Annotated in this window: 14 protein-coding genes; 6 read left to right on the forward strand and 8 right to left on the reverse strand. The window is 65.1% G+C overall.

Annotation, left to right across the window (positions count from 1 at the left end; genetic code table 11):
• Positions 1-86 precede the first annotated feature (86 nt).
• Together QWU43_RS05990 and QWU43_RS05995 are read left to right on the forward strand one after the other, a co-directional pair.
• A complete protein-coding gene (locus QWU43_RS05990) occupies positions 87-1163 on the forward strand; it encodes a YbjN domain-containing protein (RefSeq protein WP_370917376.1) in 1077 nt (358 codons plus the stop codon).
• Positions 1164-1251: 88 nt separating this feature from the next.
• On the forward strand, positions 1252-2268 hold the full coding sequence (locus QWU43_RS05995) for a 3-isopropylmalate dehydrogenase (protein WP_370917377.1): 1017 nt from the start codon (positions 1252-1254) through the stop codon (positions 2266-2268).
• A gap of 147 nt (positions 2269-2415) precedes the next feature.
• Here QWU43_RS05995 and QWU43_RS06000 read toward each other — a convergent pair whose 3' ends face one another.
• Both QWU43_RS06000 and QWU43_RS06005 read right to left on the reverse strand, forming a co-directional pair.
• Complete coding sequence (locus tag QWU43_RS06000) at positions 2416-2847, reverse strand: ASCH domain-containing protein (RefSeq protein WP_370915012.1); 432 nt, start codon at positions 2845-2847, stop codon at positions 2416-2418.
• Positions 2848-2890: 43 nt separating this feature from the next.
• The gene (locus tag QWU43_RS06005; protein ID WP_370915011.1) at positions 2891-4000 is read right to left on the reverse strand and encodes an alpha/beta fold hydrolase; all 1110 of its coding nucleotides are present in this window, start codon (positions 3998-4000) and stop codon (positions 2891-2893) included.
• 254 nt (positions 4001-4254) lie between these two features.
• Here QWU43_RS06005 and QWU43_RS06010 point away from each other — a divergent pair, with 254 nt between their 5' ends.
• Positions 4255-6111 (forward strand): DUF294 nucleotidyltransferase-like domain-containing protein, encoded by a 1857-nt coding sequence (locus QWU43_RS06010; RefSeq protein ID WP_370917378.1) that lies wholly within the window; start codon positions 4255-4257, stop codon positions 6109-6111.
• Complete coding sequence (locus QWU43_RS06015) at positions 6111-6776, forward strand: exonuclease domain-containing protein (protein WP_370915009.1); 666 nt, start codon at positions 6111-6113, stop codon at positions 6774-6776. The genes QWU43_RS06010 and QWU43_RS06015 overlap by 1 nt, the downstream gene beginning before the upstream one ends.
• Positions 6777-6860: 84 nt before the next feature.
• On the opposite strand, the gene QWU43_RS06020 is transcribed toward QWU43_RS06015, so the two are convergent.
• The 6 genes from QWU43_RS06020 to QWU43_RS06045 are packed head-to-tail and all read right to left on the reverse strand — an operon-like array spanning position 6861 to position 12092.
• Positions 6861-7478 carry a response regulator gene (locus QWU43_RS06020; RefSeq protein ID WP_370917379.1) on the reverse strand — a complete coding sequence of 206 codons (618 nt, stop codon included), beginning with the start codon at positions 7476-7478 and terminating at the stop codon, positions 6861-6863.
• Positions 7475-8557 (reverse strand): sensor histidine kinase, encoded by a 1083-nt coding sequence (locus QWU43_RS06025; protein WP_370917380.1) that lies wholly within the window; start codon positions 8555-8557, stop codon positions 7475-7477. The genes QWU43_RS06020 and QWU43_RS06025 overlap by 4 nt, the downstream gene beginning before the upstream one ends.
• Positions 8554-9315, reverse strand: a complete 762-nt coding sequence (locus QWU43_RS06030) for a hypothetical protein (protein WP_370915006.1) — start codon at positions 9313-9315, stop codon at positions 8554-8556. The genes QWU43_RS06025 and QWU43_RS06030 overlap by 4 nt, the downstream gene beginning before the upstream one ends.
• Positions 9316-9328: 13 nt before the next feature.
• A complete protein-coding gene (locus QWU43_RS06035) occupies positions 9329-10315 on the reverse strand; it encodes an ABC transporter ATP-binding protein (RefSeq protein WP_370917381.1) in 987 nt (328 codons plus the stop codon).
• A gap of 59 nt (positions 10316-10374) precedes the next feature.
• Entirely contained in the window at positions 10375-10989 is a 615-nt protein-coding gene (locus QWU43_RS06040) for a response regulator transcription factor (RefSeq protein ID WP_267173364.1), read from the reverse strand.
• Positions 10986-12092 (reverse strand): sensor histidine kinase, encoded by a 1107-nt coding sequence (locus tag QWU43_RS06045; protein WP_370917382.1) that lies wholly within the window; start codon positions 12090-12092, stop codon positions 10986-10988. Before QWU43_RS06045 ends, QWU43_RS06040 begins: the two co-directional genes overlap by 4 nt.
• A gap of 206 nt (positions 12093-12298) precedes the next feature.
• Between QWU43_RS06045 and QWU43_RS06050 the strand changes: the two genes are divergently transcribed.
• Positions 12299-13096: a fumarylacetoacetate hydrolase family protein gene (locus tag QWU43_RS06050; RefSeq protein ID WP_370915003.1), complete on the forward strand. Its 798-nt coding sequence runs from the start codon at positions 12299-12301 to the stop codon at positions 13094-13096.
• Between the two features lie 62 nt (positions 13097-13158).
• Complete coding sequence (locus QWU43_RS06055) at positions 13159-13563, forward strand: hypothetical protein (RefSeq protein ID WP_370917383.1); 405 nt, start codon at positions 13159-13161, stop codon at positions 13561-13563.
• Positions 13564-13566 lie beyond the last annotated feature (3 nt).

Below are 13566 nucleotides of genomic sequence, written 5' to 3' on the forward strand. Positions count from 1 at the left end.
AAGCCCGACCGGGCGCATAGCGCTATCCGATCGGGCACACAGAGATTTTATTTTAGCGGTATTGCGGTACAAAAGGAAACAGTAATGTGACTCATTCCGGAATCCCGCTGTCCGGTGGCGTAGGTTGGATAGAGAAGAAGACGGCGTTGAGCGCCCCTGATTCAATCCAGGTTCAACCCGGATTGACCCTGATCGAACCGAGAAAGCAACCAGTTCCGCTCATGAACACACCCACCTTGCCTGACACCGCCATGGTGCAGTCCGCTGCCCGCAGCATCGGCCTTGAACCCAGGGCCGCTGCCCCCGGTGCCGATGTCACCGTCGACCATGGTCCCGTCACTCTCACCGTCAGCATCAGCGGAGACAGTGACGAGCCCTGCGTTATCGCCCTTCTTCAGTACAACGGAAACGTCACGGCAGCCGACTATGTCACGGCCCTCGTCGCCGCGAATGCTGTCAACTCCACGCCCCGCGCGCCTCACACCTACCTCTCGGCACCGGGTGGGGAACCCCTGCGGACGGTTCTCGCGCCGGGTGAGAACACCTCTGCTGCGGATGCGGCACCACTTGATGTCACTGCCCGGTTGGTGTTTCCGATCGGGGAGGGCGTGACCGGAGGACAGATCGCCGGACTCATCCGCACCGCCTTGTGTATCGGCGAGGAACTGGCCGAGACGATGGCGAAGGCCGTTCCTGATTCGGCTCCCAGTACCGGGAAAACCCCGGGGCGGTCCAGCATCCGTTCCACCACCCAGGATCTGCCACCCCTGACCCGGGAACGCATCACCGGATGGTTCGCTGCCCGGGGTGTGGAGGAGGTGCCCTTCGACGAGGAAACCTCGACGGTGTGCCTTGCCATGGATGGAACCCCTGTTGACATCATTCTCGCTGACCCCGAACATGTGGTGATCCGCGTAGCCGCCCGCGTGCCCGCCACCGGTGAACCAGATCCCGGGCAGTTGCTGCACGTCTGTAACCATGCGAACGCATTGTCCACCACGGCTGCTGTGTGTGCTGTGCAGCAGTCGGGTGAGTGGTGGCTGGTGTCCCGGGTCGGTGTCCCGGTGGCTGCCGGTGTCAGTGACGCGCAGGTCGACGCTGTGATCCGAGCAGGTGTCATCGGCGCCGGGTCACAGTTGAAGGCTGTGCTCCGGCAGGTCTGATCCGGCTCCGTTCGGGGGCTGTGTGTCCAGGGGAGAAGTGTTAGACTCACCCACAAGAGTTCACTATGTGGGAATGGAGTCTCATCAAATGAAACTGGCGGTTATCGGCGGCGACGGAATCGGTCCAGAGGTCACGGCGGAGGCACTCAAAGTCCTCCGTGCGGTACGTGACGACATCGAGACCACCGACTTCGATCTCGGTGCACGCCGCTACCTCTCCACCGGCGAGACCCTCACCGACGATGACCTCTCCAGCCTGCGGGAACACGACGCGATCCTGCTCGGTGCCGTCGGCGCACCCGGGGAGGTCCCGCCCGGGGTTCTCGAGCGCGGCCTGTTGCTCAGGATGCGCTTCGCTCTCGACCACCACGTGAACCTGCGGCCCGCGAAGCTCTACCCGGGATCCGCCAGCCCGCTCGCGGACCCGGGCGAGATCGACTTCGTCGTCGTCCGCGAGGGCACCGAAGGCCTCTATGCTGGCAACGGCGGCCTCCTCCGCGAGGGAACCGAGCACGAGGTCGCCAGCGAAGTCAGCCAGAACACCCGCTTCGGCGCGGAGCGCGTCATCCGCGACGCCTTCGAGCGCGCCCGTGCGCGCCGTGGGCGCCTCACTCTCGTGCACAAGACCAACGTCCTCGTCCACGCCGGTGGACTGTGGCAGCGCACCGTCGACGCCGTCGCCGCCGAGTACCCGGACGTCACCGTCGACTACAACCACATCGACGCCGCCACCATCTACATGGTCACGGACCCCTCGCGCTACGACGTCATCGTCACCGACAACCTCTTCGGCGACATCCTCACCGACCTTGCAGGGGCGGTCACAGGCGGGATCGGGCTGGCCGCCTCCGGCAACATTGACGCCTCGGGCGTCAATCCCTCCATGTTCGAACCGGTCCACGGTTCCGCGCCGGACATCGCCGGAAAGGGCATCGCCGACCCGTCGGCCGCGATCCTCTCCGCTGCACTCCTCCTGCGCCACCTGGGCGACGAGGACAACGCCGCACGCATCGAGAAGGCCGTCGCGGAGGATGTCGCCTCCCGAGGCACCGGTGGGGTTGTCACCAGCGAGGTGGGGGACCGGATCGTCGCGGCTCTGGGGTAGTTCTAGCGGGGAACCCGTGGCGGGTGTGGGGCGGAGTCCCGCCGGGTCCTGATTTCGCCGTGCCCCTGTTGCGCCGGTCCGTTTCCGTGGATTCCCGGCGTCACGGGGCTACGGACGTTTCACCGGGGCATGCGTTATCGACAATCCCTACCGTCGCACCACGCGGAAGCGGGTGCACACCACGGGTGTGTCCTCGCTGACGGTGAAGTGGGGATCGCCGATCGCTTCGCGGTATTCGGTGCTGTGCCAGAACCCGCGGTGCGCGGACGCCCATTCCCCGGAGGTCGCGAACCCCTCGCCCTCGGCGCGGGCGAACTCATCGTCAACGTCGCCGAATCGGCGAATCACTACGTCCGTTGTTTCGATGACGCACACCGGCCGGTTGTCGCTGTCGACCACGACCTCGCGCGTGCCCAGCAGCATCCGAGGCTCAGTACCTTCGGCCTCGTGTTCGCGGAGCAGAGTGGAGGTGGCGGTTTTCTCCCCGCTGAGAATCGCCGCGACCAGCGCATCGCGCAACGGTCCCGGGAACGCGAACTCACTGATAGGGAGTGCGGGGTCGGGCGGTGTGTCCATCATGCGGGGAAATGGTACACCCGAGCCCGGTGAGATGTCCGGTGTTCTATTCCACGATCAGCTTATAGTCTTCGGCCATCCGTCTCCGCCAGCAGGCGATGTCGTGGCCACCGACGAACCTTCTGGCAATGTGGTTCACACCGAGTTCGCGCAGGCGGTCCTCCGCGTGTTCGAAACCGTGGGCCATCAGCCACTCGAGCGTGCCGCCGTCGATGATGACCCGGATCCGCTCCGGGAGTTTGCCCAGCAGCTCCCAGTCCTCGAACCGGGAGAACGGTGTGGATAGTGCGATGACTCCAGCGACCTGCTCGGGTCTGGTTGCGGCGGCGTAGAGAGCACCCAGCCCGCCATAGGAGGAGCCTGCGACGACGCCCCGCTGTGCGCCGGTCTCTCGGGCCACGGTGTCGAGTACCGCCGCTGTGAAGTCGTCGTTCCGGAGGAGATCACGGTTGCGTCCCTCGACTCCGCCACCGTGGATGATGAATGCGATGTGTGAGGGAACCACATCCAATGTGGAGAGGGCCGCCATGGCGCCTGCATTATGAAAGAGAGGGCCGTCGAAGATGATGAGTGGCGTTCCGCTTCCTCCGGTTTCAACGAGTCGCATGCAGCGCGGTTCGCGGGCTTCGATGTTCACCGTTCGGGCGACCCAGTCCGGGTTTTCCTCGGCTGCGTGATCCGTTGGCGCGTCGGGTGCGGACACCACGGTTGCGGGGCCGACAGAGTGGTAGATTTCCTCCCCCTCGGGAAGTAGTGCGCCTCGGACAAGGTCTTTCCACCAAGCCCGCTGCGCGGCACCGAGTGGTGCCTTTGGATTGGCACCTTCCATAGGGAGATAACGGACGCTGCCGCGCCATCCGGAGGGAACCTTCAGGATGCAGGCCCTGACCTTCGGAACTCGGGGGTGGGGGCGCATAAGTCCGGCGTCGAGACGCGACCGGTCGGTGATTCCCGAGACATCTGCGAAAAGGCTGCGTCCGGGCGCACCCTGGGTCGTTGCCAGGACGAGGGCCCAGCCGTCCTCGTGGCGGATGAACCGGGGACTGTTGGTGCAGGCTACGTCGCAGAGGACCTCGTCGCTGACGGTGTCCAAAGGAAGCGAGTTGTTCCTGATGGGGCGTGGTCGGGTACCCGGTTCAACGGGAGGGGTGGACAAAGCAAATCACCTCAAGGAATGACGTGTAAAGGCATGCAGAGGGCGTCCCACATGAAAAGGGGGACGCTAGTGTCTGCTGCAGGTAAGTGGTTGATTGTAGCCAGCGTACAAAAGTTCGAGGCGCGATACTAGGGCTCACACGGGAACTCGTCATGAGTGAAGTGATCGTCCGGAGCTCATCTTTGCCGTAAAATAATATTGCATATCACGATGGAAGGGTCACTGTGTTGTCTATCACCAGATAGACTGGCTTCATGTCTGTTGAACTTGACGAGGTCCGCGACTTCCTCGCCACCACCGATCCGTTCGCGCAATTACCGGAGGACGTACTGGACGAACTGCCCGCGCAGATGGAGATGCGCTATGTTCGTCGTGGGGCGACGATCGTCGGGACGGGGGACACGAACGACGCGCTCCACCTCATCCGGTCAGGTGCCGTGGATATCACGGATTCCGACGGCATTCTCCTGGATCGGCGCGGAGCAGGCCGTACCTTCGGCTATTCGACGCTCGTGGGGGACAATGCGGCCTCACGGTATGACATGATCGCCGTTGAGGACACACTCCTTCTCATTCTTCCGCGTGCGGCGTTCGCGGTGCTGGCCGAAGAACATCCCCAAGTGCAGCGGTACTACTCCGGTCAGTCTGCCCGGATCGCTGCCGCCGCCGCAACATTGCGGCAGGACTCCGCCTCCGATGTCCTCAGGACCCTCGTCGAGGACTTCATGGTTACCGAACCAGTATCGGTCGAGGACGGTGTGACCATGAGACAGGCCGCACAAAAGATGGAGGATAAGCGAGTATCTTCCCTGTTGATCACGCGCTCCGGGAATCTTGCGGGGATCGTCACTGACCGCGACATGCGGGGTGGGATCGCCCGGGGAACCGACCTGGATGGGCCGATCAGCTCGATCATGACGGCAGGGCCGAAGACCGCGACCCCCGACATGCCCGCTTTCGAGGCGATGCTGCTCATGGCTGAACGCCGGGTTCATCACCTGCCGGTCGTCGAGTCAGGCCGCCTCGTGGGGCTGGTAAGTTCCTCGGACATCATGCGGCTCCTACGCCATGACCCGATCTACCTCACAGCGGATCTCTCCAGACGCAACACTCCGGAGGAGCTGAAGGAGGTCTACGACAACGCCCACGACGTCGCGGTCCGGTTCATCGAACGCGGCGCGAGTTCAGAGGAGGTCACCGGGCTGCTCACTGTCGCGGCGGACGGTCTCGCACGGCGTCTGCTGCAACTGGGGGAAGAAAAGTTCGGCGACCCGCCCGTGCCCTACACCTTCGTCGTCGTCGGTTCACAGGGACGCCGAGGCATGGGCCTGGCCAGCGATCAGGACAATGCGATGGTCCTGGATGATTCCTATGATGAAGCGGAACACGGCCAGTATTTCGCTAATCTCGCGACGTACGTCTGTGAAGGATTGGCCGCCGCTGGCCAGGTGCTCTGTCCAGGCAACATGATGGCGATGAACCCGGACTGGCGGATGACGGTCTCGACGTGGATCTCCACGTTCCACAACTGGATCACCGCACCCGAACCAGACGCCCTGCTCCATGCCCAGACGTTCTTTGATTTCCGGGCGATCCACGGTGATGAGAGCCTCGCCGAACAGGTGCATGAGTTCGCGGTCCAGCAGGCCAAGGGGGCGCAGCGGATGCACGCACACCTCGGTGCACTGGCGGCACGCCGCGAACCACCGCTCGGACTTTTCCGGGGGCTGGTGGTGGATCGCTCGGGTGACTACGCGAACACCCTCGATGTGAAGAAAGGCGGTACCGCCGCGATCGTCCAGATGGCCCGCCTGTTCGCCCTCTCCAGCGGTATCGACGCCGTCGGCACCCGCCAACGCCTGAAACTCAGCGCTGGGCAGGGAGCGGTATCGACTGGCGGCGCAGCCGAACTCATCGACGCCTTCGACTTCCTCAACACCATCGCCCTCAAACAGCAGACGGAACAGGTTCGACGTGGTGAGGAACCGAACTACCACATCAACCCGAAGGCGCTGGGCAAACTCGACTCCGAGCATCTGCGCGACGCCTTCCAGATCATTAAGAACATGCAGAACGCACTGGCTACGAAGTATCCGATCAGGAGCATCTGATGTTCGGTCTGGACAAACGTTCCCGCACGATTCGGGCGGCGACCGGACCACTCGCTGAGTTCTACCGCGCGAGTTTCCCGGTTCCCTCCGACAAACTGGACACACTGCCGTTGCTCGCCGTCGACGTGGAGACCACCGGCCTCACCCCGGGGCAGGACCGCTTGTTGTCGATCGGCTGGGTACCCGTCAACGGCAGAGCCATCGACTTGTCCGGTGCCGGGCATGTCGTGCTCCGCAGCGGCGAGGGGGATGATTCGGTGGGGGAGTCCGCGACCGTCCACGGTCTGACGGACGACACCGTCGCCGCCGGTGAGGACCCGGCTGTGGCGGTGGCGCGGCTGCTGGACGCACTCGCGGGGCGGGCCATGCTCGTCCACTACGCGCACATGGAGCAGGGATTCCTCGGGTACGCGTGCAGGCAGATGTTCGGTGCCGATCTGATGGTCCCGGTCGTCGACACCTTCGCCGTCGAACGCCGCCACATGGAACGCATGGGCACCTATCCGAGGGGTGAGGATCTGCGCCTGACCCGGGTACGTGGGCGCTACGGCCTGCCGTTCTACCGCAGTCACAACGCACTCACCGACGCACTGGCGTGCGCGGAGCTGTATCTGGCGCTCGCGGCGAACGCGCGGGGCGACACGATGAAGACGATGCAGCCGTGACCCTTGTGTCACGGAGTGAACGTGTGCAGTATCTTCCGCTACTGGGAACCCGCAACACATCGCTGATCTGCTGATTGACCTCCCCTAGATCCACCCCAGGTCCCGCGCGGTGACGGCGGCCTCCATCCGGTTGGCGGTGTGGGTCTTGGCTATCGCGCGACTCAGGTGATTACGTACCGTCCCCTGGGTCAGGTGCACGCTTGCGGCGATGTCGGCCACTGTCGCCCCGGTGAGCGCCAGACGGAGCAATTCGGCCTCGCGCTCGGTCAACGGGCTGTGCCCGGCGGCGAGTGAGTCCCGGGCGAGAGCGGGGTCGATCACGGTGAGTCCGGCGTGGATGCGGCGGATCGCTTCGGCGAGTTCCTCCGCTGGGGAGTCCTTCACCATGAAGCCGCTGGCCCCGGAGTCCATCGCGCGTCGCAGGTATCCGGCGCGACCGAAGGTGGTGAGTATCAGCACGCGCGGTGCATCATCCAGCGCGCGGATCTCCCGGGTCGCCGTGATCCCGTCCGTCCCGGGCATCTCTATGTCGAGAAGGCACACGTCGGGCCGGTGGTCGGCGGCGAGATTGACGGCGGTGGCGCCGTCGCCGCAGTCGGCGATGACGTCGATGTCGCGTTCGAGGTTGAGCAGGGCCACGAGCGCTCCCCGGACGAGTGTCTGGTCCTCCGCGATGAGGACGCGGATGCTGTTGTCTGTCACGGCCATGTCGCCTCCACTGTCGTCCCCGAGTTCTCCCCGCTATCCACGGTGAATGTCCCACCGGATGATTCGACGCGGCTCCGCATCGAGCGCAGCCCGTTACCTCTCTGCTCCGGGTCAGCCCGGAACCCGGTGCCGTTGTCGGCGACCACGAGCCTGCGTGGGCCGACGGTGATTCGGCAGGTGCGCGCCCGGGAGTGGCGGACGACGTTCGTGGTGGCTTCGCGGACGACCCAGGCCATCGGCTTCTCCACGTCCTCGTCGACCGCCGGATTCTCGGGGAGCTCGGCGCGGATGCCCGCGGCCCCGAGGATGTCCGCGGCACAGGACAGCTCGAAATCCAGCGACGACTCCCGCAGTCCCGCCACGACGCTGCGGAGCTCGTTCAGCGCCCGCCGGGTCAGCTCACGGGATTCCGCGATCTCACCGCGCGCATCCTCCGGTGCCGCGTCGACGAGACGCTCGGCGAGCTGGAGTTTGACGGTGACGGCGGTCAGCGTCTGCCCGACGGTGTCGTGCATGTCCCGGGCGAGGCGCTCCCGCTCCGTGAGGATCGCGAGCTTGTTCTGCGTCTCGGCCTCCCGCAGTCCGAGGTACCGGTAGTGCTGCGTCAGTATCATCGCCCAGCCGAGGATGATGATCCCGATGGACATCGGCACCGGGTTTTCCATCCCGGCCAGGAAGAACACCACGACGGACCCGCCGATCAAAGGTGCGCTGACCAGGATCGGCAGCGCTATCCCGGCCCACGCGACCGGGTAGTAGAGCATGCCGAGCGCGGTGGGGCCGATGAGGAGCCAGTTGAGCACCGTGAGCCCGAGCAAACCGGCCAGGCCCATGAGGGATCTGTGCCGGGTCATCGGGGACGCCCGCTTCGTCAGGAGAAACCCGTACAGGGCGACGTAGAGACCACCGAACACGGGGATGATGGTCACGGATACCACCCGCACCCACACCGGGTGATCCCCGGTGAGGGCCTCGGCGATGGCCGGGGCGAGGAATACCAGCCAGAGGGCGGTGGTCAGCGCCGCGGGGACGGAGATCAGGTCCCGCCGGCCAGCACTGGTGGTGGAGTTCACCTGCGCAGCCCTCTGCGGTGACCGAGCCACGCGAGCGCGACGAAGATGAGCGTCCATGCCCCCATGTTAAGGATGAGTTGCCACAGCGGGAACAATTGGTTGTCCGCCCCGCCACCGGTGTCGGGACTCAGGTACCAGATGACCGAGCGGGTGAGCATGCCCGGTCCGAACATCGGGGTGAAGCGCGCGAGGTCCAGGAGCATGCCCTCGAGCGGCAGGAAGAGGTTGCCCATGAACGCGATGAGCATCATGATCAATCCCATGTAGCGGGTGACCGTGGACCCGGAGAACCAGAGTCCCATCATGAGACCGAAGAGACCGAAGACCACGGTGCCGAAGAGACAGCAGGTGCCGACAGCGAACCACATGCTGACCGGGGCCTCGGCACCACGCAGTGGGGAGATCGCCGCGATCGCGAGGATCGGCACGACGGACACCACCAACGTGATGAGTAGCTTCACCGCAATGTAGCGGTTCATCCCCAGGCGGGTGAGGGCGATGGTCCGCAGCCAGTTCGTGTCCCGTTCCGCCGTGATCGTCGCGCCCTCGTTCGCGGCGACGGTCGCCGTGCCGTAGAGCGCGATGGACATGGCGACGATAAAGTGCAGGTTCGCGACCGGCCCGGCAGGGGTATTCCACTGTCCGGTGTCGAAGGTGACACCCAGGTACACAGCCACTGGGAGGAATACCGCGGCGAGCATGATGGAGATGTCGGTGAGTGTGTAGCGGAGGAGACGGTTGAGGAATGTGGTCGTCATGGTCTACTGCCTTTCAGTGTGCGCTGTGCGTGTCGACGCCCGTAGCCGTCGCTCGGGCCGTGGAGTCAGCGGTGAGCTCGAGGAAGACCTGCTCGAGGGACGGCTGGTGGATGATCAGGTCCCGGACGCCCGGGATCCGGAGGAGCCGACGGGCGAGTTCATCGGAGTGGTTTGGTGCGACGGTGATGCGGTCACCGTCCACCCGGGCGTCGAGACCGGTGCATGCGAGGGACACAGCCTCTGGTGGTGCTCCAGTGATCGTGACCGTCCGCGCCCTGGCCCCCAGGAGGTCGTGCACCGACCCGTCGGAGATGATCCTCCCGTGTGCCATCACCACGACGCGTTCCGCGTGTTCTTCGGCCTCGGCGAGGTAGTGCGTCGCGAAGATGATCGTCCGCCCGGCGTCCGCATCCCGGGATATCGCGGCCCAGAACTCGCGCCGGGCACCAGTGTCCATGCCCGTGGTCGGTTCATCGAGGATGATCAGGTCGGGGTCCGCGATCAGGGAAACCGCGAACTTGATGCGCTGCTGTTCCCCGCCGGAGCAGCTCTTCACCCGGCGCTTCATCAGCCCGGTGATCCCCGCCCGTTCGGCGACTTCGTCGATGCGTCCTGTGTCCACCCCTTGTGCGGCAGCGATGAGTAGAAGGGTCTTCTGCACCGTCAGGTAAGGATTGAGCCCGCCTGACTGGGGGACGCAGGCGATCCGCCCGCTGCCGGTGACCGCTGACGGCTGCCCGCCGAACACCCGGATGGAGCCGTTCCCGGGTGTGGAGAATCCGCAGATCATGTCGATGAGGCTCGTTTTTCCCGCGCCGTTGGGGCCGAGCAGGGCGACGATCTCGCCGGCGTTGATCTCCAGGGTGACGTCGTCGACGGCCCGGACCGCCCGATCACCCGAACCGAAGGTCCTCGTCACTCCGGTGATCGAGATTGCTGGTGTGGTGTGGTCTGTGCTTCTCATGTCATCCATCTCACTGGTCATTGTGATGGTGTACATCCCCGGAATGTCACCACCTGGCGGTGACAGATGTCATGGCTCGTTGATCGGGTGCGGAACTAGATCCAGCCGTGTTCGCGGGCGGTGACGGCGGCTTCTGTCCGGGTGACGGCGTGGGTTTTCGCCATCGCGTGACTGATGTGGTTGCGCACGGTACCGGGGGAAAGCCCCAGATGTCCGGCGATTCCCGCGATGGTGTCTCCGGTCAGGCTCAGTCGGAGGACGTCGCACTCGCGTGCGGTCAGGGGATTGGTTCCGGAGGAAAGTGACTCCCGGGCGAGCACGGGGTCGATCGCCCGGAGCCCCCGGTGGACCCGGCGGACCGCCTCCGCGAGTTCGCCCGCGGGTGCCGTCTTCACGGTGAACCCGGAGGCACCGGCGTCGAGAGCCCGCTTCAGGTACCCGATCCGCCCGAAGGTGGTGACGATGAGTACCTTCGGCGGGTTCGGGAGCGCACGGATCGCCTGCGTCGCGGTGAGTCCGTCCATGCCGGGCATCTCGATGTCGAGCAGGCACACGTGGGGTTCCAGACGCCGCGCGGCGTCAACGGTTTCGGCGCCGTCCGCGCATTCGGCGACGACCTCGATGTCGGCCTGCAGGGACAGCAGCGCGGCGACCGCGCCCCGGACGAGTGCCTGATCGTCGGCGATGATGATCCGTATTCGCCCGGTCATGACCACCGTGCCTCGACGCGGGTTCCGGTTGGTTCGGTTGCGGTGATCCGCAGTGTCCCACCGGACTGCCGGACACGTTTCGTCATCGACGCTGTCCCGGTGCCGGGGGCATCCGTCGCACCGGGCCCCCGCCCGTCGTCCGTGACGATGATCCGGTCCGACTCAACCCGGATCCGGCATTCATCCGCACCGGAATGCCGGACCACGTTGGTCACGGCCTCCCGCACGACCCACCCCATCACGGGGCTCAGCGACTCCGGGACCAGCTCCACACCGCGCCGGGGGATCACCGGGGTGATTCCGGCGGCGGTGAGGATGTCTTCCGCGTGATCGAGTTCCCGAGCGAGACCGGAATCGTGGAGATCACCGATGAGCGCCCGCAGCTCCGTCAGTGCGCGGCGGACGAGTTCCTCCGATTCATCCATCTCCCTGCGGGCGCGAGCGCCGAGGTCATCCGCGCTCGCTCCATTCGAGGACGCGGAATCGAAGAGCTGCCCGGCGACCTGCAGTTTCACTACCGCGGCGGTCAGTGTCTGCCCCACCGTGTCGTGGATGTCGAGCGCCAATCTGGAGCGTTCGGAGGTCACCGCTCCCGCGATCTCCAGGCTTCCCCGGCGCTGCCTTCCCGTAAACACCCGGATGGCCCCGATGATGAGGATGAGCGGCGCACCGGGGTAGAGAAAGATAATCCCCATCCCGACGCCCATCAACAACTGGGCGACGATCTCGAGAATGACGAAGAGGGCCCAGCCAGGCAACCAGACGCGCCACGGACAGGAACAGACGAGCCAGAGCGCGGCGAGGAAGAATCCCGCCGCCGACGAATCCGGGTTCAGCGGCAGCATCAGCCCGGCGATGGCCGTCAGTCCTCCCGCGCCCCACACCCGCCGGCGGAGTGCGAGACGGCGTCCGCCGCGGTGGAACAGCCAGAGGAACAACCCGCCGTACGCCACCAGGAGCGCGATGACGCAGGGATAGAGGATCCAGGGGCTTAGCGTGTACGGGAGATACTCCGGACCGTAGACGACGCCCGGTATGAGCGTCAGCAGTGCCGGCGCGGCGGTGATCGCGTTCGATCGGAAACGTTCATCTGTTGTCGTCACGGGGTGGCCTCCGGTGGGTGGGGGACAGTCTGGGGGTGCACGGATCCGTAGCGTTCATGCACCCACTAAACGGTACGTCGCACCGTACGGACACTGTCATATGTCACGGGTGCGGTGATCCGTTGTCGCGGGCCCGGGGAACCGTGGACAGCACAGGTGCGGCCCCGATGTCTCCCCCCGTTGTCCGTGGCGCTAGAATCGTCCGCATGCGTTTTGGACGAATTGCCACCCCTGATGGTCTGTGCTTCGCGGTCGTGGAGGGCGACGGCGATGCAACGGTGTGCCGTGAGGTCGAGGGCACCCCATTCACCGAGCCCTCCTTTACCGGCCGCCAGTGGCCCCTGAAGGAGGTTCGTCTGCTGGCACCCTCGCTCCCGTCGAAGGTCGTGGCCATCGGCCGCAACTACGCCGACCACGTCGCCGAGGTGTTCAAGAAGTCCGCGGAATCACTGCCGCCGACCCTGTTCATCAAGCCGAACACCGCGGTGATCGGGCCGGGCGCGGCCATCCGGATCCCCGAGTTCGCCACCAACGTGGAATTCGAGGGCGAACTCGCCCTCGTCGTCGGCAAGCCCTGCAAGAACATCAAGGCTGCCGACTGGAAGTCCGTGATCCGCGGATTCACCATCGTCAACGACGTGTCCTCCCGTGACCTCCAGTTCGCTGACGGACAGTGGGCCCGTGCCAAGGGCATCGACACCTTCTGCCCGCTCGGCCCCTGGATGGAGACGGACCTCGACTCCATCGACACCACCAACCTGCCGATCAAGGCGCACCTCACCCGTGACGGTTCGACGGAGACCAAGCAGGACTCCAACTCCAACCAGATGATCATGAACATCGGGGAGATCATCGAGTTCATCACCGCGTCCATCACGCTGCTGCCCGGCGACGTGATCTGCACCGGCTCGCCGGCCGGTACAGCGCCGATGGAGCCGGGTGACTTCATCGAGATCGAAATTCCGGGCATCGGTCGACTCGGCAACCCCGTCGAACGCGCCTGATCGCCATCCGCTCAGCCCCGTCCACTGGGCGGGGGCCGTCCTGACGGATTAATCTTGAAATCATGACCGATACCCGACGTCGATTCTTCCCGGGGCTCCAGATGTCGAGCTGGCAGGTGCTCGTGATCAGCCTCGCCCCGATCTTCTGGTACGCGGGAGCCTTCGGGCCTTTCTTCAGTCCCGATAGCACGCCGTCGTTCTCCGGGATACATCTTGCGTTGCTGGTGCTGGCGGTCGTCGCGGCGGTGTTCTCCGGGATCTGCGTGGAGATGCACTTTCCGCACCGTGGTCTGCGGATACCTGTCCTGGTCACCCTCGTGATGCTGGTGTTCACTGCGGTGACCTGGTCCGGGTTCATCGACGATTCCCTGAGCCGTTTCATCGTCAACATCATCGACGCCGTGGTAGCCACCGCCGTGTACATTCCTGTTGTTCGCCTACGGCGGGCACTGCCCGCGACGAGCTGAGAG

Origin of the sequence: Corynebacterium sp. CCM 9204 (assembly GCF_041357695.1) — a bacterium.
Taxonomy (GTDB): Bacteria; Actinomycetota; Actinomycetes; order Mycobacteriales; family Mycobacteriaceae; genus Corynebacterium.